Origin of the sequence: Halobacillus sp. BAB-2008, assembly GCF_000328325.1 — a bacterium.
In the GTDB taxonomy this organism is placed as follows: domain Bacteria; phylum Bacillota; class Bacilli; order Bacillales; family Halobacillaceae; genus Halobacillus.
Window position 1 is genome coordinate 1 of sequence record NZ_ANPF01000002.1, and the last position, 21,238, is coordinate 21,238.

At 45.9% G+C, this 21,238-nt stretch carries 26 protein-coding genes; 10 read left to right on the top strand and 16 right to left on the bottom strand.

The features are described from left to right. Nucleotides 1-452: 452 nt before the first annotated feature. Nucleotides 453-1,325 (bottom strand): nucleotidyltransferase-like protein, encoded by an 873-nt coding sequence (locus tag D479_RS00795; RefSeq protein WP_008632539.1) that lies wholly within the window; start codon nt 1,323-1,325, stop codon nt 453-455. 134 nt (nt 1,326-1,459) lie between these two features. On the opposite strand from D479_RS00795, the gene D479_RS00800 reads away from it, so the two are divergent. Next, entirely contained in the window at nt 1,460-1,837 is a 378-nt protein-coding gene (locus tag D479_RS00800) for a YgzB family protein (RefSeq protein WP_008632541.1), read from the top strand. Between the two features lie 77 nt (nt 1,838-1,914). On the opposite strand, the gene perR is transcribed toward D479_RS00800, so the two are convergent. From perR to D479_RS00825, 5 genes are all read right to left on the bottom strand, one after another. Continuing rightward, nucleotides 1,915-2,352: a peroxide-responsive transcriptional repressor PerR gene (perR, locus tag D479_RS00805; protein ID WP_008632543.1), complete on the bottom strand. Its 438-nt coding sequence runs from the start codon at nt 2,350-2,352 to the stop codon at nt 1,915-1,917. A gap of 120 nt (nt 2,353-2,472) precedes the next feature. Continuing rightward, on the bottom strand, nt 2,473-3,030 hold the full coding sequence (locus tag D479_RS00810) for a cob(I)yrinic acid a,c-diamide adenosyltransferase (RefSeq protein WP_008632545.1): 558 nt from the start codon (nt 3,028-3,030) through the stop codon (nt 2,473-2,475). Between the two features lie 2 nt (nt 3,031-3,032). Next, a complete protein-coding gene (locus D479_RS00815; protein WP_008632552.1) occupies nt 3,033-3,986 on the bottom strand; it encodes a D-2-hydroxyacid dehydrogenase in 954 nt (317 codons plus the stop codon). 73 nt (nt 3,987-4,059) lie between these two features. Further along, on the bottom strand, nt 4,060-4,530 hold the full coding sequence (gene bcp / locus D479_RS00820; protein WP_008632555.1) for a thioredoxin-dependent thiol peroxidase: 471 nt from the start codon (nt 4,528-4,530) through the stop codon (nt 4,060-4,062). Between the two features lie 62 nt (nt 4,531-4,592). Then, the gene (locus D479_RS00825; protein ID WP_008632557.1) at nt 4,593-5,003 is read right to left on the bottom strand and encodes a potassium channel family protein; all 411 of its coding nucleotides are present in this window, start codon (nt 5,001-5,003) and stop codon (nt 4,593-4,595) included. Between the two features lie 181 nt (nt 5,004-5,184). Between D479_RS00825 and D479_RS20085 the strand changes: the two genes are divergently transcribed. From D479_RS20085 to D479_RS00840, 3 genes are all read left to right on the top strand, one after another. Further along, entirely contained in the window at nt 5,185-5,271 is an 87-nt protein-coding gene (locus D479_RS20085; RefSeq protein WP_079478425.1) for a YjcZ family sporulation protein, read from the top strand. 203 nt (nt 5,272-5,474) lie between these two features. Continuing rightward, nucleotides 5,475-6,773: a glutamate-1-semialdehyde 2,1-aminomutase gene (locus D479_RS00835; protein WP_008632559.1), complete on the top strand. Its 1,299-nt coding sequence runs from the start codon at nt 5,475-5,477 to the stop codon at nt 6,771-6,773. 312 nt (nt 6,774-7,085) lie between these two features. Beyond that, a complete protein-coding gene (locus tag D479_RS00840; protein ID WP_008632560.1) occupies nt 7,086-8,153 on the top strand; it encodes an aromatic acid exporter family protein in 1,068 nt (355 codons plus the stop codon). A gap of 173 nt (nt 8,154-8,326) precedes the next feature. On the opposite strand, the gene D479_RS00845 is transcribed toward D479_RS00840, so the two are convergent. From D479_RS00845 to D479_RS00860, 4 genes are all read right to left on the bottom strand, one after another. Then, complete coding sequence (locus tag D479_RS00845; RefSeq protein ID WP_008632564.1) at nt 8,327-10,093, bottom strand: ABC transporter ATP-binding protein; 1,767 nt, start codon at nt 10,091-10,093, stop codon at nt 8,327-8,329. 68 nt (nt 10,094-10,161) lie between these two features. Next, the gene (locus D479_RS00850; protein ID WP_008632566.1) at nt 10,162-10,689 is read right to left on the bottom strand and encodes a DUF402 domain-containing protein; all 528 of its coding nucleotides are present in this window, start codon (nt 10,687-10,689) and stop codon (nt 10,162-10,164) included. A gap of 185 nt (nt 10,690-10,874) precedes the next feature. Next, nucleotides 10,875-11,051 carry a gamma-type small acid-soluble spore protein gene (locus D479_RS00855; protein WP_008632568.1) on the bottom strand — a complete coding sequence of 59 codons (177 nt, stop codon included), beginning with the start codon at nt 11,049-11,051 and terminating at the stop codon, nt 10,875-10,877. A 123-nt stretch (nt 11,052-11,174) separates the two neighbouring features. After that, nucleotides 11,175-12,245, bottom strand: a complete 1,071-nt coding sequence (locus D479_RS00860; RefSeq protein ID WP_008632569.1) for a LysM peptidoglycan-binding domain-containing protein — start codon at nt 12,243-12,245, stop codon at nt 11,175-11,177. A gap of 264 nt (nt 12,246-12,509) precedes the next feature. On the opposite strand from D479_RS00860, the gene D479_RS00865 reads away from it, so the two are divergent. Further along, complete coding sequence (locus D479_RS00865) at nt 12,510-12,734, top strand: hypothetical protein (RefSeq protein WP_008632571.1); 225 nt, start codon at nt 12,510-12,512, stop codon at nt 12,732-12,734. Here D479_RS00865 and mutY read toward each other — a convergent pair. Further along, nucleotides 12,724-13,812, bottom strand: a complete 1,089-nt coding sequence (mutY, locus tag D479_RS00870) for an A/G-specific adenine glycosylase (RefSeq protein ID WP_008632573.1) — start codon at nt 13,810-13,812, stop codon at nt 12,724-12,726. The genes D479_RS00865 and mutY overlap by 11 nt on opposite strands. A 60-nt stretch (nt 13,813-13,872) precedes the next feature. On the opposite strand from mutY, the gene D479_RS00875 reads away from it, so the two are divergent. Then, nucleotides 13,873-14,874 (top strand): metal-dependent hydrolase, encoded by a 1,002-nt coding sequence (locus D479_RS00875; RefSeq protein ID WP_008632576.1) that lies wholly within the window; start codon nt 13,873-13,875, stop codon nt 14,872-14,874. A 44-nt stretch (nt 14,875-14,918) separates the two neighbouring features. Here the strand turns inward: D479_RS00875 and D479_RS00880 are convergent, their stop codons facing one another. Beyond that, nucleotides 14,919-15,185, bottom strand: a complete 267-nt coding sequence (locus D479_RS00880) for a YfhJ family protein (RefSeq protein WP_026578587.1) — start codon at nt 15,183-15,185, stop codon at nt 14,919-14,921. Nucleotides 15,186-15,294: 109 nt separating this feature from the next. Here D479_RS00880 and sspK point away from each other — a divergent pair, with 109 nt between their 5' ends. Beyond that, nucleotides 15,295-15,468 (top strand): small acid-soluble spore protein K, encoded by a 174-nt coding sequence (gene sspK / locus D479_RS20090; protein WP_008632580.1) that lies wholly within the window; start codon nt 15,295-15,297, stop codon nt 15,466-15,468. Further along, entirely contained in the window at nt 15,461-15,604 is a 144-nt protein-coding gene (locus D479_RS20400) for a YpzG family protein (protein ID WP_152413291.1), read from the top strand. Before sspK ends, D479_RS20400 begins: the two co-directional genes overlap by 8 nt. 37 nt (nt 15,605-15,641) lie before the next feature. Here D479_RS20400 and D479_RS00885 read toward each other — a convergent pair whose 3' ends face one another. Continuing rightward, nucleotides 15,642-15,977 carry a YfhH family protein gene (locus D479_RS00885; protein WP_008632582.1) on the bottom strand — a complete coding sequence of 112 codons (336 nt, stop codon included), beginning with the start codon at nt 15,975-15,977 and terminating at the stop codon, nt 15,642-15,644. Between the two features lie 92 nt (nt 15,978-16,069). Here D479_RS00885 and D479_RS00890 point away from each other — a divergent pair, with 92 nt between their 5' ends. Then, nucleotides 16,070-16,729, top strand: a complete 660-nt coding sequence (locus D479_RS00890) for an SDR family oxidoreductase (protein WP_008632596.1) — start codon at nt 16,070-16,072, stop codon at nt 16,727-16,729. An 88-nt stretch (nt 16,730-16,817) separates the two neighbouring features. On the opposite strand, the gene D479_RS00895 is transcribed toward D479_RS00890, so the two are convergent. From D479_RS00895 to D479_RS00905, 3 genes are all read right to left on the bottom strand, one after another. Next, nucleotides 16,818-17,084 carry a phosphocarrier protein HPr gene (locus D479_RS00895; RefSeq protein ID WP_008632598.1) on the bottom strand — a complete coding sequence of 89 codons (267 nt, stop codon included), beginning with the start codon at nt 17,082-17,084 and terminating at the stop codon, nt 16,818-16,820. Nucleotides 17,085-17,099: 15 nt separating this feature from the next. Then, complete coding sequence (gene ptsG / locus D479_RS00900) at nt 17,100-19,136, bottom strand: glucose-specific PTS transporter subunit IIBC (RefSeq protein ID WP_008632601.1); 2,037 nt, start codon at nt 19,134-19,136, stop codon at nt 17,100-17,102. Between the two features lie 242 nt (nt 19,137-19,378). Next, on the bottom strand, nt 19,379-20,221 hold the full coding sequence (locus tag D479_RS00905) for a PRD domain-containing protein (RefSeq protein ID WP_008632602.1): 843 nt from the start codon (nt 20,219-20,221) through the stop codon (nt 19,379-19,381). Between the two features lie 188 nt (nt 20,222-20,409). Here D479_RS00905 and D479_RS00910 point away from each other — a divergent pair, with 188 nt between their 5' ends. Continuing rightward, nucleotides 20,410-21,228 carry a Cof-type HAD-IIB family hydrolase gene (locus D479_RS00910; protein ID WP_008632604.1) on the top strand — a complete coding sequence of 273 codons (819 nt, stop codon included), beginning with the start codon at nt 20,410-20,412 and terminating at the stop codon, nt 21,226-21,228. The last annotated feature ends 10 nt before the right edge of the window (nt 21,229-21,238 follow it).

The following is a 21,238-nucleotide window of genomic DNA, read 5'->3' on the forward strand; positions in this document are numbered from 1 at the left end:
GCCGCCAGCGTTCGTCCTGAGCCAGGATCAAACTCTCCATAAAAGTGTTTGACTTGCTCATTTTGCACACCGAATGTGCTTGTTTGAATTCCCTCTATATAATAGAAAGAATGTTTGACGTACTGGTTGGTTCGTTCAGTTTTCAAAGATCGAATTGTTGTCGTTCGCTCGAAAGCGACCTTTACATCATAACATTTAAAGCGATGTGATGTCAACAACTTTTTTCGTTTTTATTTCTTTGTCGTTTTTAGCGACAAGATAAATCTTAACATGTTTCGCTTAAGTAAGTCAATACTTTTTTTGAAACATTGTATTGCTTCGTTTGCGTTGCACCGTTTGTTCTTGATGCGACGCTTAATAATATAGCACGGTTTAAAAGTTACCGTCAATAGTTTTATTTAAAAAAATCCCCTTTCTCAATTTAAGAAAGAGGTTAACAGAAAAGCACAAGGTTAATCCGCTGCCGGTTTATAGGTTCTATGGAAGATCTGCGGTCCTTTCGTCTCTTGCAGTATGACGTTTAACACGCCTTTATCGACCAGATATTCAATCATAGATGATAAATCCAATATATACTCCTGTATTTCAGGATGCACTTTCAATTCACCGAATGACCAAGGTTCTTCCCTCTCATTCATCAGGGTGAGCAGATGGCGGGCACTTGCTCTCGAACGTTTGCTGACGGAATGTTCTACGGCAAGAATCATCAATTGGATTCGTTTATCCGTCGGTTCCCCGCTCTCAATCAATTCCTGATACAGCTTATAAATCTCCGGTTCGATCCGCTTCACCTGGTTCCATACCGTGACCTCCGGATGAAACCCTTTCTCTATAATAGCCAGCCGGGCGAGATAGTGCAGGGAATGAACCATACGGCTGTAGGAATCCAAGTACTGCCCGGAATCGTACAAATCTTTGGATTCACTGTAACTTCGAATCAGCTTTGCAAACTCGATCGCTTTCTTCAAATCACGAGTCTTCTGTGGGAATTCCCTTAAGTTTTCTTTTAAGTGGCTTACATACTCATTTCTTTCAAATACAATCGTCCCGTTGATGACCCATTCAACAGAACGGCGGTAGGAGCTGGTGTCGATCCAATGCTGAAGCAATGTTTCATCTACTATATGCATGGCTGCCGATTTATTATCGAATTCGTAATGTTTTACATACCATAATTCTTCCGCATCCCTGACAATAATGAAAAGAATAACATCGAAATTATCGGTAACAGGGCTGATCGGCTTCATCTTCTCCAATAGCAGAATACCGAGTGTATTGCTTTGGCTCGCGCGCTCTTGATAGATCGGGCGTAATACATCTTCCATTTTTCTTCCTCCAGATTCAGTTTCCCTTACGTATCTTTTTATTCGCTGTTATTTGGCAAATTCCTTTTTTCCATGCGTATTTATGGCAGGAAAAATATGCTATACTACTTGGTAGATACGAAGGAGGGACCGGCATGGCCTTGAAATACAGCAGCAAGATCAATAAGATTCGTTCCTTTGCTTTCTGGCTGATTTTTCTGGGGATTGGTGTCATGTATATCGGCATCGTCTTCAAACAGACTCCTTGGTTAATGACTGTCTTCATGATTCTGGGAATGTTGTTCGTCGGTTTGAGTACCGTCGTTTATTTCTGGATCGGTTTATTGTCGACAAGGACCATCCAAATCATCTGTCCTTCCTGCGAGAAGCCGACAAAGATGCTCGGAAGGGTGGATGCCTGCATGCACTGCGACCAACCACTGACCATGGATCCGTCCTTGGAAGGCAAAGAATTCGACGAACGCTACAATTCGAAACGATACAAACGACAAAAACCGAAAGAACAGTCCTGATTCAGAAAGAGCCGCTATAGGATAGCGGCTCTTTCTATTTGTACATATAAAAAAACTGAAAGCGAAGGCTTTCAGTTTCAATGAGAATTCTTCGATTGACAGTCGGAACATACTCCGTACACTTCCATGCGATGATGACTAACATTAAATCCAGTCACCTGTTCGGCCAATGATTCTACTTCGTTCAAGCTTGGGTAGTGAAAGTCGACAATCTTACCGCATGATTCGCATATCGCATGATAGTGATCACTGGTATTACAATCAAAGCGGCTGGATGAATCTCCGTAGGTCAATTCACGGACAAGGCCGATATCTTTAAAGACGCGGAGATTATTGTAAACCGTAGCTACGCTCATGTTTGGAAATTTACTTTCCAAGGCTTTGTAGATTTCATCAGCTGTCGGGTGAGTCATAGAATTCAGCAGGTATTCAAGCACCGCATGACGCTGTGGAGTAATCCTCACACCAGAGCCTTTCAATGTATCAACGGCTTCTTGGAGTCGATGATCTGACACAGTCATGCACCTCGCTTTCATTAACTGATTCTTGATTTATAATATTATTAAATTAGAATCCTTACAATTAGTGTAACCTCTGATAAAAGCTTTTGTCAATATAAAGACAGCTGCAGATGTTTACACGTCAGGGTTCAGCAGCGACTCTCTGCCGCCAAGCTGCTTATTGATATAGCGTGCTGCAACAAAGAGGAAGTCCGAAAGACGATTTAAATAGGATACGACCAACGGGTTCTGCAGGTCTTCCTCAAGCGCGACAGCAATCCGCTCCGCGCGCCGGACGACTGTACGTGCCAAATGGAAAGAAGCCGAAGCCTCATGCCCGGAAGGTAAAATGAAGTTCTTCAACGGATCCAAAGACTGATCCCACTCATCAATCTGGTTCTCAAGCAGATCGATATGCTCTTTCTTCACCTTCCACATCACTTCCTTCCCTTTAGGGGTGGCAAGCTCCGCGCCAACGTGGAACAATACAGTCTGGACGTTTTCAAGCGCCTGCATAAAAGCATCTTTATCGGCCCAGTCTTCCTTTCTCAAATAGCTTAATGCAAGACCTATATGGGAATTCGCTTCATCACACGTTCCGTAAGCTTCTACGCGGACATCGTTCTTCGGTACTCTCTGACCATAAATCAAGGACGTCTGCCCCTTATCTCCTGATCTTGTATAAATTCTCAATTTCAGTACCCCCGTTTCGTGTCGATTATATTTTGCAGTTCGCCCTCTCCACTTAGAAAGACGGACAGATTATCTTCAAACAATTGGAATCCTCTCGGCACATACCCCGGCGAAATGCCGGAAAGATGCGGAGTGACAGTGACTTGTTTTTCTTCCCAATAAGGATGCCCCTCAGGCAGCGGCTCTTCCTCCATTACATCAAGAACAGCATGAGCGATATCCCCGTTCCTGACCGCTTCCAACAAGACATCAGTCGCCACCAGATCCCCTCTTCCCATATTCAGAAAGATACAGGTTTCCGGCATGGCAGCGAAGTGCTCCTTCTTTAAAAGGTACCTTGTCTCTTCGGTACTCGGAAGGACAGCGACAACGAAGTCAGCCAGCGGAAGAATCAAGTCCATTTGTTCCACAGGAAAAACACGATCGAAATGAGGACGCCGCTTTCCTGATTTGGAAATGCCTGTCGTCTTCATATGAAACGCCTTCCCAAGGCGGGCAACCTCCTGGGCAATCGCTCCTGTTCCGAGCACGACTAATTTCTTCTCGCTTATTTCTGTCATGGTCAGACGCCTGTCCCACTTATGCTGTTTCTCATTCTCCATGAGCGTTTTTGCCTGTCTGCTGACCTGGAGCAGCATGGAAATGGCATACTCCGCCATCGGCCTGGCATGAATACCGCGGACGTTCGTAACTAGAATTCCCCGCTTTTCGATGTCTTCAAACGGCATCTTATCCATCCCCGCCGATAGCACCATAATCCATTTCAACTTTTTAGCGGCGGTGATTTTAGTTTCGTCCAAATCCTCGCCGTATGTAATCAGTACATCTGCATCTTCAAGGTAATGCACCCCTTCATCCATTCCGTGGCAGAAGCAGAATTCAGCCTCGGAAAACCTGGTCCGAAGGTTATGTTGTATTTCATCCGGTACACGTTTAATGACGGAAACGATCTTCATAGAGTTCCCTTCTTTCCTTGGTTTTGTGCAAAAGGAAACCATAGTCCCTGCATGACTATGGTTTCCTTCTCAATTATTGCAGGTTTTCACGAATGTATTGGAGCGCTGCTTCGACATGGCCCTCAACCTTCACTTTACGGAACTCTTGTGCAAGATTCCCTTCTTTATCAATAATGAAGGTGGAGCGTTCGATACCGTAATATTCTTTACCGAAGTTCTTTTTCAGTTTCCATACACCAAACTGCTCGGATACTTCCTGGTCTTCATCGGCCAAAAGTAAAAATGGCAGATCATGCTTATCAATGAATTTTTCATGGGATTTAACTGGATCGGGGCTTACTCCCAGAATTACAGCATCCACGTCGCCGAAGCTCTCGTGATGGTCACGGAAATCACACGCTTCCGTTGTACATCCCGGCGTCATGTCTTTCGGATAAAAGTACAAGACGACGTTTTTCCCTTTATAATCGGATAGTGACACCTGCTCCCCATTGCTGGCAGGGAGTGTGAAATCTGCTACTGGCTTTCCTTGTTCAACTGTCATGAAGGACCCTCCTAAATGAATTCTACCTTAAGGGTACCTCATATGAAGACAAACTTCCAACATCAACGATCTGCCTGATGCTTCTGCCACACTTTTGCTACGAGGGCAGCAGGAAGTGTATAACCGATCATCGCTTCCAGAATAGCGATCCACTTCCCTATCCCGACAGGAATCATATCCCCATATCCTACAGTAAATAAAGTAATGCCGCTGAAATAAATGCTGCGCGCAATCTCCCCCATCCAAAGCGGCTGATAAAGGCTGGATTCAATTCGATAAACGGCCATTCCCTGATTCAGAAGGGCGGCATATATAATTCCGAACCCTATCATGACGATGGCGTAGAGAAGCATAATGGAAATGAAGAGCTGAAAAGAGAAGATCTTATGCTCGAATTCCAAAGAAACGAAGATCTGCCTAAGGCTTGCGGCGATCAAAACAAGTGCGGCCACAGTAATGATGATAGTAATCATGGCATGCTCCCTTTCCCAAGGGCGGAAGGATCACAAGGCCCTCCTTTTCTCTTATGAGGGCTTGTACGATTTTATGCTACTCTCCCTCCGTCACTTTCTTATGAAAAACCGGGCGAATGCACATCCCGCTTTACCGGACCCTGCATACGATACTGTAAACAATGGAAAGGGGGAATTGTGAATGGGTTACGGATATGGCGGAGGCTTTGCGCTAATCGTTGTTCTTTTCATCCTTCTAATCATCGTTGGTGCAGCGTTCGTATACTAAAATCGATACACTAACCTACTTACGTTAAATCGTAAAGGTGGCTATCTTTTTCCGGTGTAAACGATCGGTTACTGTTTCAACGCTCTAGAGTGAAGGAACCGGAAGAAAGACATCCTCTCAGGATGTCTTTTTCCATCTGTCTTCATGAATGGACAAGCATGCTACAATGGTTAGGAAGGAAGAGGTTATAGGAGGTTTATAAAATGAATTTCACTTCATCAGAACAATTATATAAAGAAGCACAGGAACATATCGTCGGAGGGGTAAACTCTCCGTCCAGAGCCTACAAAGGTGTCGGCGGCGGTTCTCCGGTTTACATGGAGCGCGGGGAAGGATCCCGCTTCTATGATGTAGACGGGAATGAGTTCATCGATTACCTGGGAGCTTATGGCCCGATCATCACCGGACATGCCCACCCTCATATTACAGAAGCCATTGTGAAAGCAGCCCACAACGGAGTTCTCTATGGAACGCCGACTTCTCTTGAGAACCGGTTTGCGAAAATGCTGAAAGACGCCATCCCGTCTCTTGATAAAGTCCGTTTTGTTAATTCAGGTACGGAAGCGGTGATGACGACGATCAGAGTGGCGCGCGCGTACACAGGCCGCAATAAAATCATCAAGTTCGCTGGTTGTTACCACGGCCACTCCGACCTCGTACTTGTGGCAGCCGGATCCGGACCATCCACTCTCGGCACCCCTGACTCTGCCGGCGTTCCGAAAGCCATTGCCCAAGACGTCATCACCGTGCCTTTTAATGATATCGAGCCATTTAAGGAGGCACTTCGTAAGTATGGTGACGAAATCGCAGGCGTTCTGGTAGAGCCGATTGTCGGCAATTTCGGAATTGTGGAACCAAAACCGGGCTTTTTACAACAGGTAAACGATCTGGCTCATGAAGCCGGCGCGCTTGTCATATACGACGAAGTCATTACAGCATTCCGCTTTACATACGGCAGTGCCCAGCAGCTGCTGGATATCGAGCCGGATATGACAGCAATGGGTAAAATTATCGGCGGTGGTCTGCCGATCGGGGCATACGGCGGACGCGCAGACATCATGGAACAGGTTGCTCCCCTCGGACCTGCTTACCAGGCAGGAACGATGGCTGGGAATCCAGCATCCATGTCTGCTGGTATTGCCTGCCTGGAAGTGCTGCAGCAGGACGGCGTGTATGTGGAAATGGATCGTCTCGGCAAACGTCTGGAAGATGGTATCCATAAGCATGCAGAAAATGCAGGAATCCAAATCAAAATCAACCGCCTTAAGGGTGCGTTGACCGTTTATTTCACAGATGAAGAAGTGGAAAACTATGAGCAGGCGGAAAATACCGACGGCGAACAATTTTCCAGATTCTTTAAACTGATGCTCGCAGAAGGCATCAACCTTGCCCCGTCGAAATATGAAGCATGGTTCCTCACTACGGCTCATACAGATGAAGATATCGATCAGACATTGGCGGCAGTCGAACGTACTTTTCAGACCATGGCCGATGAAGCATGACCTATCCCCTCCCGTTTTTCCGGGAGGGATTTATTTTATTGTAATTTATCTGAATATTCAATTGATTTAACAAGAATGGCATGCTATGATATATACATAATTCTGAATATTCCCACGAATTATGATCTTTGTTTCATTTCTTTCCCTTTTCATAGGTTCCAGCCAAACAGCTGGATCCCCTCAGGCTTATGCATCTACTTAGCATAAGCTTTTTCTTTGTGTTTTTTTACAACCAAAATAAGGTATAATGGGTTCATCGTTCGTCTGTAGCAGCAGATTGCTACCCATATTATATAGAAGGATGATGTTAGCATGAAACTCGGGGCAAGAATGATGAAGACAGGCTTGGCAGTCGGCGTCGCTTTATATATCGGCCACATGGTCGGATTTGTATCGCCTTTACTTGCTGCTATTGCCGTTGTTTTCTCCATCCAGCCATCCATTTACCGTTCGTACCAGTCTATTATTGAACAACTGCAAGGGAATACCATCGGGGCAATCATCGCTATTGTGGCCGTTTTCACTTTAGGTAATGATCCATTCATCGTTGGTTTTACCATCATTATCGTCATCGGCGTGACGACGACTCTCCGCATGAATGAGAATACCATTTCTCTGGCTGTCGTTGCCGTTATTGCATTGATGGATTCAACCGATCAGACCTTCCTGTACTTTGCAGGCTCGAGGTTTACATCGATGTTGATCGGTATCCTTGCTGCATTTATTGTGAATTTGGTTTTTCTGCCTCCACGATACGAGACGAGGCTGTTTATGAAGATCGATTCCGCCACCACGGATATTTTGCAGTGGCTGAGGGTCACGACCCGCCAGTTATCCGATGAACCTGCGTTAAAGTATGAAATCACACGCATACAGGACAACATGCGCTGGGTAGACCATACGTATCTGCTTTATTCCGAAGAGCGGACCTATTTCAAAGGCACCCGTTTCTCCAAAGGACGTAAACTGGTCCTTTTCCGTCAGTTAATTACAACAACGAAAAAATCATTTGATGTCCTGAAGGCTTTCTACCGGCTGGAACATAAAATTGAGCAGATTCCCGAAGACTTTCAGGATGCGCTCGTCCAAGAGCTGGACAAATTAATCAACGCCCATGAAAAACTGATTTTATCCCTGAAGGGCAGAATTAAACGGACACATAAACAGTCCCTTCGTCAGATTGAAGAGCCGGATATACCACTGTTGGTGGAACGGCTTGTTCATGTCTACGAAGAAAATAACAACCCTGATAAACTGGTATTCCTGCCGCTCGCTTCTCAGTTAATGGAGTATTATTACCAACTGGAGAAATTGAAGAGGCTGTTGAAAAGCTACCAGAATCACCATCAGGATGATTTCATTCAAACAACGGATAAATAAGTTTTTTGACGGAAGAGTATTCCCCGTTGATCCGGCAGACCTAAATATCCATAGAAAAAAAGCTGCCTCCAAGAGGCAGCTTTTTTCTATGGAGAAGACGACAAATCTTCTTCAAATGATTTTTTCCAGCTCGAACTATTTGCTATTTCTAAGCGCCCGACAACGAATGTACTTTACCTTATTTCCTGTTTATTCGTGTCCAGTTCCTGCACCTGATACAGATCATAATAGTGCCCGCGCTGCTGGATCAGTTCTTCGTGACTGCCGACTTCGACAATCTCTCCATTTTCAATCAAGACGATACGGTCTGCATGTGTGATGGTCGACAACCGGTGAGCGACGATAAAGGTCGTTCTTTCCGATGCCAGACGTTCCAGCGCACTTTGAATCAAGCTTTCACTTTCCAAATCCAAAGCGGAAGTTGCTTCATCCAAAATCAACAGAGCCGGATCCTTGAGAAACACCCTCGCAATGGCTACGCGCTGCTTCTGACCACCTGACAACTTCACTCCCCGCTCACCGACGAGTGTATCGTATCCGTTGGTCAATCCCATGATGAAGTCATGGGCATTGGCAGCTTTGGCGGCTGCAATGACTTCTTCATCCGAAGCATCCGGGTTTCCCATCCGGATGTTCATGGCAATGGATTCGCTGAACAGGATGTTGTCCTGAAGTACCATACCGACATTGTCACGAAGGGATCGGGTTTCGTAATCGCGGATATCTTTCCCATCAATCAAGATCCGTCCTGATGTCACATCATAAAATCGCGGAATCAAACTGATGAGCGTCGATTTTCCCCCTCCGCTCATACCGACCAGAGCAATCGTTTCCCCTTTTTCTACATCGAGCGACACGCCCTTCAGTACGTCCGGCTCGTCGTCATCATAACGAAAAGAAACATTCTCTATCTTCACATCCCCATAAGCGTTATCCATCTTCACTGCACCTTCGCGGTCCGTGATGTCATACTTCTCATCCACGAATTCGAATACCCTGTCCATCGACGCGATTGACTGTGTAAGAACGGTCGCCGAGTTCACCAGTCTGCGAAGCGGATTATAGACCCTGTCCATATACCCTACGAACGCAACCATCGTACCGATTGTAAGGGAACCGGTGATGACCTGATATCCGGCAAACGTAATGACGAGAAGCGGCGCCAGGTCCGTGATCGTATTCGTCACGGAGTACGTGTAGGCATTCCAATTCGTATGAACAAGGGCCTTATCAAGAAAATTCTTGTTCTTCCCATTAAATTGGTTCTGTTCATAATCTTCGAGCGCAAAACTTCTTGTCACAGGTACTCCCTGGACCCGTTCATGCAAGTGACCCTGAACTTCTGCCAATGCCTGAGAACGGTCCCTCGTCAGCTTACGTAGTCTGGCGTAAAAGAATTTGACAGCGAATCCGTAAAGCGGGAAGAGAGCGATTGACACAAGGGTGAGCAGTGGATCCATTGTCAGCATAATGATGACAGCTATAACGATCGTAATCATATCCAGCCATATGTTCATAAGCCCGGTAATAACGAACGTCTTCGTCTGCTCTACATCATGGATGACCCTTGATATAATCTCCCCTGTCTTCGTCTTTGAATAGAAACGGAGACTGAGCCGCTGGATGTGATCGAATAAACGCTCCCTGATGTCGTACAGGATTTTATTTCCGATCCATTGAGCCAGATACTGCCGAATGTATTCAATGGGTGGTCTGATGACAAGGAACACAAGAAAAGCTGCGCCCATAAGAAGCAGGAGGTTGTCCATTTTCTCAGAAGCCGCCAGCCCTTGAGCATTGATGATGTCATCAATGACATATTTAATGATTAACGGCATTAATAATGGAATGGAAAACTTAACGATTCCGATCAGAATAGTTATAATAATTTTACCTTTATAAGGACGGACAAATTGGAGATATCTCTTGATGCTGTCCAAACAAACACCTTCTTTCATTTAACCCTGTAACACAAGGAAGCGCACTTTTTAAAGTGCGCGGAGACTGCTTATCTATACGTCAAATAACGCTCGTACCACTGATCGATGAATTCCGGAGAAAACGGTCCTTTTCTCTGCCTGATCCACCGAATTAACGTATCTATATTGTTATATAGAATTCTGTCTAAAACATGCGGATAATTCATCTTACGCTTGTGTACATCATATTCGTCTTCATCAAGGATTTTGAAAGTCATATCAGGAAATACTTTGACATCAAGGTCGTAATCGATGTATTTGATCGTTTCCTCTTCGAAGATGAAGGGAGAACTGATGTTACAGTAATAGTATACTCCGTCGTTCCTTAACATACCGATGACGTTGAACCAATGTCTGGAATGGAAATAACAGATGGCCGGTTCACGCGTCACCCACCTGCGCCCATCACTCTCCGTAACGGTCGTACGATCATTGGCTCCGATAATAACATTCCTTGTTCCTTTTAAAATCGTGGTGCTTTCCCAAACTCTGTGCAGCTGCCCATTGTGCTTATAACTTTGGATTTCAATCCTTTTTCCTGCTTCTGGGCCGGGCATAATATCCCCCCTTCCCTTTCTATCCGCACTACCTTCTTTCCATTATAACGACAAATAGATGGGATTGAAAATAAATAGGACTGCATCAAAAGAAAAGAAGCCGCCTGGCATCCAGGCGGCTCCTTCCATTCGGGGGATTGTGACAGGCTAATAAACAGCCTGGTCAACCTTACCAACGTCTCAGGTTACTTTTTCTTAGCCTGAGATTTTTGGTTCTGCTGCTTTACGTGCTGTGCATCAGTTTCCTGTGCAAATTCAGCACCGTATTGGTTTTGACCCTGAGCAGCTTGTTGGTTCTGTTGTTTTACGTGATTTTTATCAGTACCAGCAGCTGTTTTGTTTTGTTTTGGTTGCTTAGCCATGTGTATCACCTCCGCAAAAATTATTGTGTACAGGAGGCAGGCTTTTCATTCCTCAAAAATAAATTTTTCTAACAAAAAAAGTGCAGGGCCTCCTGACAATGAAGACCTTGCACTTTTTTTCAATTAGTTGGATAGACGTTTCGTTCCAATGTAGCGCTGGCTCCAGTAGTTGCTGGAAAGAGAGCTGATCTCTACACCATTTGTAGAACCAGTGTGAATGAACTGGTTGTTTCCTACATAGATACCGGCATGGGATGCACCAGGCTTGTACGTTTCAAAGAAAACGATGTCCCCGCGTTGACGGCTGGAATCGCTGACGGACGTCATGCGGCTGTCTGCATAAATGGATGCAACCGTACGAGGGATGCTGATTCCTTTTTGAGCAAACACATAGTTAAGGAAACCACTGCAGTCAAACCCGGCCGGAGTGGAACCCCCCCATACGTAAGGCGTACCGATGTGTTTCTTAGCCTCTTGAATAACACCTTCTGCATATCCAGAGTTTGAGCTGGATGCATTTGAGGTAGATGTATGACTAGAGGAGGAAGAAGACGAAGAGGAGGAAGAAGAAACCGTACCATCCACTTTGATCTTCTGACCGACATAAATCATAGAACCGGAAATATTATTCAGGCTGCGCAGTTTAGAAACAGATGTTCCGTATTTATAAGCAATACCGGAAAGCGTATCTCCGCTCTTCACTGTGTAGGAGCTTGCTGAAGAAGAACTGGAAGATGAGCTGGATCCTTTAGACGCAGAGCTGCTGCTTGAACTGTTGGAGCTGCTGCCGGACAAAGAAAGCTTCTGACCAGGATAAATGATGTCACTGGAAAGTCCGTTGATGCTCTTCAGTTTGGATACGGATGTACCGTTACGGGAAGCAATTACCCAAAGGGAATCACCGGATTTAACCGTGTAAGAACCGCTTGTAGAAGTAGAAGTATTAGAACTTGAACTGCTCTTCGTTGATGAACCTTTTTCAACAATCAAATTCTGACCGACATAAATGATGTCTGAATTTAAACCGTTCCAAGATTTGATTTCTGAAATAGATCCGTCATATTGATGGCTGAGTCCCCAAATAGTGTCTCCGGATTTAACTTTATGTAATTCGTCCGCAAATACAGAAGATCCCCACAATGATGCCCCAATCAAAGCTCCGCCGACAGCCGTCACAAGTTGCTTTTTATTCATAATTTATTTAACTCTCCCTATGTATATAATTATTGAAATTATGTGGTCAATTAACCTATGTCCCATTATTCATCTATGACACGTTTTTGTAAATAGCCCGAAACTTCAACAATTACCAACATTTCACGCTTGACACCTTATCAAATAAGGGTTTCTTTGGTTTCATTACAGTTACTTTACAAGTTTGTTACATACGTGAAGGAGTATCGTTGCAGGTATGAGGAATTCGTTGCAGCGCAGACTAGAGCTATAGGAGGAATAGCTATGTATGTAGGTAGAGACTTGTCCGCACTGACGATGGAATCTAAACAGGAATGGCAGGATAAAGAACTCGGTTACTTCCATTATGCCTTATCCCAATCCGCCCCTTATTTGAATGCAGAAGGTGTTACATTGCTCAGGGAGATCAATAACGAAATAAAGCGCCGCGGTCTTAAAGGCAGCAAAGAAGCTACCTGGACCAACGGCACTCATACAGTCATCGATTAATATAGGGATGGGCTTTCTGATGAGAAACTGGGAATGGATATGCTTCAAGCGCTTCTTCATCGACGAAGCGGGCACGGGCACGATCGAGCTCGCCGCCGGTGACGGTAGCTTTGACGACATCCATTTCCCAAATCAAATGGGAAAAGACGTGTTTGATTTGAGTAACCGTCTCCTCAAAGCGAATGCTCAAGCCGTATTCCCCGTAGAACCAGTGGACGGCGGCTTCCATATCAAGGTCTTCCATCGGCACCATTGGATACTGCCACAAGGAGGCCAAAAGACCTTCATCCGGTCGTTTTTCTATAAGCACTTCTCCCTCTTCGTTCGTAATAACCAAGAGCAGATAAGGGTGTTTTTTCTGTTTCTTTTTCGACGTTTTTACAGGTAATTCTTCCTCGATACCTTGTGCGAAAGCCCGGCATTCGGATTGGACGGGACACAAAAAGCAGGAAGGAGATTTGGGTGTACATATGAGGGCACCCAATTCCATCAGTCCTTGATTAAAGGAGCTGGGATCCTCCTGCGAAATAACTCCACGGACGAGGCCTTCAAAAAGTTTCCTTGTGCTCTGTTTAGCGATATCGTCTTCTACATGGAGCACCCGGGATAAGACACGCATGACGTTCCCGTCTACCGCCGGTTCCGGTATATCATAAGCAATACTCAGAATCGCTCCCTTCGTGTAAGGACCGACCCCTTTCAAACTCCCCAATTCATCCGGATCATCCGGGACGACGCCGCCATAATTTTCGACGACCTCTCTCACGGCGTTTTGGAGATTGCGGGCACGGGAATAGTAACCAAGCCCTTCCCACGCTTTCAGAACTTCCTGCTCTTCTGCTTCTGCTAATGCTTTCGGAGTGGGAAACTTAGTCACAAAGTGGTTAAAGTAAGGGATGACGGTATCAACCTTCGTCTGTTGGAGCATAATTTCTGATACCCACACTCTGTAGGGGTCCTGATTCTCCCGCCATGGGAGAATTCTTTGTTCCTGTTTAAACCAATGGATCAGCTGTTCTCTGAACGATCCACCATTGAAATCCTTTAATATGTGCTGTACTCGATCTGTTTTTTTCATTGTTGATCATCCTTCGTGATAAACTACTATTGAAGCTTCCCGGCCAAAGGAGGTAGAGACATGGATACTGCCACACATATAGTCATGGGAGTGGCTCTGGGCGGGCTTGCCACACTGGATCCCGCTGTTCAATCCGACCCGGCTTTATTTAATGCCGTACTCGTCGGTACGATCGTCGGCTCTCAAGCACCTGACTCCGATACCGTGTTGAAATTGAAGAACAACGCTGTTTATATCAGACACCATAGAGGAATCACCCACTCCATCCCTGCTGTCGTTCTATGGGGCATCAGCATTCCGGCTGTCATTCACGCCTTTGTGCCTGAAGTAAGCTTCCTGCACCTGTGGCTCTGGAGTTTCCTTGCGGTTATTCTTCACGTCTTTGTCGATGTGTTCAATGCCTATGGGACACAGGCTTATCGTCCATTTACGAAAAGATGGGTGGCTTATGGCTTCATCAACACCTTCGACCCTTACATTTTCCTGATGCATATCGCAGGGATTATCGCCTGGAACCTCGGTGCATCCCCGGGGCCGATGTGGTTGATCATCTACTTCGTCATTGCCCTTTATTATGTCAAAAGGTATATGGATAAACGGACGATTGTCAAACGGATCCACGCCCACTTCGGTGATGTAGAACAAATCGCGACATCTCCTACGATGAAGCAGAATATTTGGAGAATCGCCATTACGACACCGGACAAATATTACGTCGGCCGCGCTGTTGACGGTGAGATAACGATCCTGGACGAGTTTAGGAACAAACCGATCGATTATGAAGACCCGGTCGTCAAAAAAGCATTAACCGACCATAACATTAAAGCTTTTTTGTCCTTTTCTCCAGTATATCGTTACGAAATGAACTACTACGACGAATATACGGAAGTAAGATTCATCGACCTGCGCTACCGGTCGAGAGGGCGTTATCCATTCGTCGCGCTTGCCCAAATTGATGATGAACACGGAGATAAATTAAAAATACTGAACTCCTATACGGGCTGGGTATTCACGGAAGAAAAGCTGCAGAATAAACTGAGCCCGATGGAGGACAGCAGATAAACAGCAGGAAAGGAGCCCCGTTTTTAGCGGAGCTCCTTTTTGTTTTAATGAAAGTACCCTTTACGCTCAAGCATTTGTTTGTACTTGGGGTTGGTGGCGACGAATTCATGCAGTCTCGGCCCGTAATTATCTATCCAGCGCAGAACGATCTGCTCGGTCACCTGCTTGCCTTGATAATCATGCCCCGCTTTCGCCCTCGTCGTTTCAAAGTCTTCCCAAAGCAGCTCCACCCATGTGGTCGCTTCATCTATAGTCAAATGCTCATTCTTTTCATACAAACGCTCAGCTAACCGCTGATAAATTTCATTCATTTCTACCACTCCAAATTTGCCAATGTTTTCGCATCCATTGTACCACATATCCTCCGATGAGCTACACATACTAACCTTGTCTCCCAAAGAGACACGAGGAGGATGACCGATGCGTAACAAGGCGAAGAATTTTCCTAATGTCAAGATGACACACGCGCCTGATGACCAAAGTGAATACCTTGCTAAACGTCCTGACGGAACAATCAACAACAAGCCCCAGGAACGAGCAGCAAGATCAAGGCACAGGGATGTCAATGATATAGGGAGGAATTATCATGGGTAACCGTATGTTTAACGGAAAAAACTCAGGAATACGTTCGCACCGAAGCCTGAAGCACTTGAACAAGCGAGTGAACGGCGAAACGGAACAGACGCAGGCAGACCAAATCACCGAAGTACAGATGCGTAAAAGAAGCTGATCATACAAAAGCCGGGCCCTTAACGCCCGGCTTTTCCTTATACTATTTTATCTCCCAGCAATGCGATAGGAATCGCTTCTTCTTCCTCTTCGGTAAGCTTCTCTCCCTGCTGGTTCTCCCTATATCCCCAAGCAAAAATACCATTCATATAGTCAATTTTGAATGCAGCAGGCTCCCCTTCTATCCGATACCGTTCTCCCGGATGAAATACGGAGGGGTCCATCATGTAGGACTTTGCCATAATGATCTTCCGTTCATGTACGGCGAACTCGTTGACCATCCCCATCTGCTCCGCCTTCTGGGCCTTTTCCGTCAATTGGGCAATCTCCTGCCTGAGTTCTTCCTGTGTATAATCACTGTATCTTCGTTCCATCCTTGTCCTCCCTTTCTCTGTCTCTTCTTTACATCTTAACAGGATATAGGCACAATGAGTATGGTGAAAGCACGATCAAAGGAGGAGTTTTCATGGAACGCGTATGGATCACTGGTGCCGGGACCGGTTTAGGGAGAGCATTAGCGCACCGTTATGCCGGAGAAGGAAACCACGTCATCTTGACAGGGCGGAACAAAGAAAAGCTGATGCAGGTACACGAAGAGATAATGGAGTATCCAGGAACGTCTGAAATCGTCGTTTGTGACATATCAGACGCGGATTCTGTTGTGGATGCTGTACGTCAGGTCGATCATGCGGATGTATTAATCAACAATGCTGGTGTCGGCATTTTCGGGGAGCTGCAGAATTATACGCCGGAACAAATAGATCTTGTCCTTGATACGAACGTCAAAGGCACCATCCTGCTTACCCAGCATACGGCGTCGATGCTGAAGAAATCAGAAGGACGTGTTTTGAACATCATTTCCACAGCAGGTCTGCGAGGCAAAAGGAACGAAAGCATTTATTGCGCCAGCAAGTATGCGGTCCGTGGTTTCACAGAGAGTCTGCATCAAGAATGGGAAGGGCTTCCGATGACGGCAACCGCTGTTTATATGGGCGGAATGAACACGCCATTCTGGGATCAGTCCGATCACGTAGAGAACCCGGGGCGAATGAAGGGACCGGAAGTTGTAGCGGAACAAATCTTCCAGGAAGATGACGGGCGGAAGGAGATTTTCGTTGATCGTTAAAGGGGAGCAAGAGCGTTTCTCCATTGGAAACCGCTTTTCAAGCAAAAAAAGCTGACCGCAGAGGGCCAGCTTTTTTTGTTAGAGAGAATTACTCTCCAAGGTTTTCTTCTTTTACTTTCGCTACAATTGCCTCTACAGCTTCTGTTTCGTCAGAACCTTCCGCTTTGAAAGTAACTTCCGCACCGTTAGGGATACCAAGAGACATAACGCCCATGATGGACTTCATGTTAACGGATTTACCGTTGTACTCAAGGTTTACGTCGGATTGGAATTTACCTGCTACTTGTACTAGAGCTGTTGCTGGACGAGCGTGCACGCCGTCAGCAGATGTGATTGTGATTGTTTGTTGTGCCATGATTCATTCTCCTCTTTATTTTGTAATTTCAATGATATCTTTATCATTGTGATCGACATGTCCGGAAGCCTTAATGGTTACAGATTGTCCTTCTTCGAGGTTCGTGAAGACGATCGGTGTTACGATAGACGGCGCGTTTTCTTTGACAAAGTCAAGGTCCACTTCCATCATCGTCTGTCCCTGCTTCACTTCGTCCCCTTCAGCAATTCTATCTGTAAACCCTTCCCCTTTCAAGCCTACAGTATCGATACCGATGTGGATAAGGATTTCTGTGCCGTTATCCGCCTGCAGTCCGATCGCATGCTTCGTCGGGAATACGTTCAAGACTTTACCGTTTATCGGCGAAACTATCTTACCATCTTCCGGCTCCATTGCAAAGCCGTCTCCCATCATTTTACCTGAGAACACTTGGTCAGGTACTTCTGTGATCGGCATGATTTTCCCTTTGATCGGGCTGACGAAGTCCAACTCACCTTCTCTGACAGGCATATCGTTATCGCTGACTTCGTTGACAATTTCTTTTACATCTTCCTGTTTACGCGGTGTCTTTCCATCGATGATATCCTGCATTTGTCCACGAAGGGAGTCGGATACAGGTCCGAAGATGGCCTGGATGTTGTTTCCAACTTCCATGACACCGGATGCACCCAATCGTTTCAGACGGTCTTTGTTTACATTACCTTTGTCATTAACAGAAACGCGAAGACGTGTAATACAAGCATCCAGGTGAGCGATGTTTTCCTGACCGCCCATTGCTTCGAGAATTTCATATGGAAGATCGCCCACTTCGCCGTCTTCCTCTGCATTCGCGTCTTCTTTCTCACGGCCCGGCGTCGCCAGGTTGAACTTGAGAATCGCCCAGCGGAATCCGAAGTAATAGATCACGGCAAGGACAAGTCCGACGATGATGACCCACCACCAGTCCGTACGGTTCGGAAGGATACCGAACAGGATGAAGTCGATCAATCCTCCGGAGAAGGTCATACCGATCTTCACATTCAACAGTTCCATGACCATGAAGGAGAAGCCGGCAAATACAGCGTGAATTCCGAAAAGTACCGGAGCTACGAACAAGAATGAGAATTCCAGCGGCTCTGTAATACCAGTAAGGAAAGAAGTCAATGCTGCAGAAAGCATGATTCCTCCGACTACTTTCTTACGTTCCGGTCTTGCCGTGTGGTAAATGGCAAGAGCAGCAGCTGGAAGACCGAACATCATGAACGGGAATTTACCGACCATGAACGTACCGGCAGTGAAGTCCACGCCGTCTTTCAACTGTTCAAAGAAAATCGCCTGGTCGCCACGAACGATATCTCCGGCTGCACTCGTATAGCTGCCGAACTCAAACCAGAACGGTGAATAGAAAATGTGGTGCAGACCGAATGGAATCATGGAGCGCTCGATCAGACCGAAGAAGAACGCGGATATTGTCTGGTTCCCTTCCAGCATCAGACGGGACAGCGCATTCAATCCACCCTGCGCATACGGCCATACGAACAGCATGATGATACCAAGGAATAAAGCAGAGAAAGCGGTAATTATTGGAACGAAACGCTTCCCGGCAAAGAATCCAAGGAACTGCGGCAGTTCAATATTGAAGAATTTGTTGTACAGGGCCGCGGCTAAGATACCGACGATAATCCCTCCGAATACCCCTGTTTGCAGCGTAGGGATTCCTAACACCATTGCATAGGCAGGGTCGGTTACCATATCGGCATCGACGCCTCCCAGTACGCCCATTACGACGTTCATAATCAAATAACCGATGATGGCTGCCAGTCCGGCAACTCCATCCCCTTTTGCAAGGCCGATGGCTACACCGACAGCGAACAGCAACGGCAGGTTATCAAAGACGATTCCGCCGGCTTCCGCCATGACTTGAAGCAATGTCTGAAGCCAAGGTGTTCCGAAGAACGGAACTTTATCGACGAATGAGTCCTGCGCAAAGCTTGTACCGAAGGCAAGCAGGATACCGGCCGCCGGGAGCAGTGCTACTGGTGTCATCAACGCCTTACCTACTTTTTGTAAAGTACCAAAAGCATTTTTGAACATTGTATTTCCTCCTTTTTTAAGTGAATGAAAACAGTTGGACCCGGGATGTATAGTAATAAAACGTTTACAATTATGCCGGGAAACGCTGCACCTGATCAGGCAGGTGCAGCTGTACGACTCGTAATCAGACGAAAAAAAAGCATGAGTACAAGACATTCCGCCTGCAAAAGGGTACACGTATCCCTTAAGCCGTAACAGAATTCCCTTGTACTCATGCCTGATCGCGTCAGTAACACGTACGTCTAGGATTTATGGGTCAACCGCTGCAGATGAATGGTCAAATAAATGGCCTCAGATTCATCTACGGGTTTGTTCAACTGTTTTTGCATCACTTTCATTAACTTCCATGCAAGATTATAGCACACCGGGTACTCCTGTTTCAACATGTCTGCTAAACGAATTTCATCCCCTACGTTCTCCTCCTGATACACACGATCAATTGCTCGGTGAAGATGCTGGACAAGTCTGTGATAATCAATGCTGTTCCGATCAATCGTCAGCTTCATCGTATCTTCGACGATGGATACAAGTCGAGCGATCAGCTGGTTGTGCCTGTTGATTTCTCTCAAGGTTTTGTCCGTGACTGCACTATGGATATGCAGAGCAATAAACCCGATTTCCCCTTCAGGAAACTGCGTACCCATCCGATCGTAAATCATCGTGACGACTTCCATGGCCACCTGGTATTCTTTTGGATAAATCGATTCGATTTCAGATAAGAAAGGATTGGTAAACTGCATGTTCTTTTTCGCGCGATTGATGGCAAAGGCGAGGTGGTCGGTCAATCCGACGTGGATATGCTGGTGCAGTTCCTGCCCCATCCTCTCTTCAATGTGGATGAGAATATCATTCATGAAATCGATCAGCTGCTCATCGATATGAGGCAGAAGGTTAACATACTGTTCTTTCTCTCTCTCGTTACTTAATAAGAAGGTCTTATCGGCTTTGTCAAAGGAAACATCCTCTCCGGATTTCCGGTTAAAGCCGATCCCCTTTCCTATCAATACCACTTCCTCATAAACCGGGTGGGCAGCAATGACAACGTTATTATTTAATACTTTTTCTATCCTTAACTGCTGTTCCATCATGGACCCCCACTCAACACTATTAAAAGCGTTTTCAGCGTTCTCATAACTTCTATCGTATATTCCACAGCGGAATTTTACAAGAGGTTAACATAACAGAGAGGCTTCTCCTTTGTCTGAAAGCGGTTGCGTCGTGTACAATCAGTAAGGTATGTACATCAATGAAGAAACTTGGAGGAGATATATTTATGATCAAACTATTCGTCACAGATCTCGACGGGACCCTTCTCGGCATGGATCACTATATAAAAAACGAAGATATTGATGCATTGAAATGGATGATTGACCACGGCACTCCGCTTACGGTGGCTTCCGGACGTATGGATCACGAAATCGCAGAAGTATTGAAACGTGTGGGCGTCAACGGTCACCGTGTCAGTCAGAACGGTGCTTTCGTTTATGATAACCAAGGACAGGAAATCTACGCAGAAACGTTTGAAGGCAATATGGCGGAAAGAATACTGACTGCCATCGAGAAAGAGCCGATGGTCAAAACCGTCTCCACAGCCGATCAGACCTTTACGGACAAGCACCACGAATGGGTGGATATTATTTCCGAGCAGCTTTTCCATGACATTATCATCCAGCCGGACTTGAAGCAGGAAATCGGCCAAACGATTTTCCCATCCAAGATCACCTTGAATGGACAGGAAGCAGACGTAGTGCATGCCGCCAAAAACATCAAGGAGACGTTCGGTGAAGAGATTGACAGCTTCATTTCCCACGAAACCTGCGTGGACATGATGCCTAAAGGGATCAACAAACGGAACGGAATTCGTAAACTGATTGATAAACTCGGATTAAAACCGGAAGAAGTTGCTTGTGTCGGAGATTCGTTTAATGACATCAGCATGTTCGAAATGACACCACACAGTTATGTCATGGCGACCGCCCATGATGATGTAAAAGCAAAAGCCTCTCAGGTCGTCGACCACGTTCACGAAGCAATCGAAGACTTGGAGAAAAAAGGACTATTGAACAAAAAAGAACAAGCGGCTGACGTCTGAGCCAGCGCTT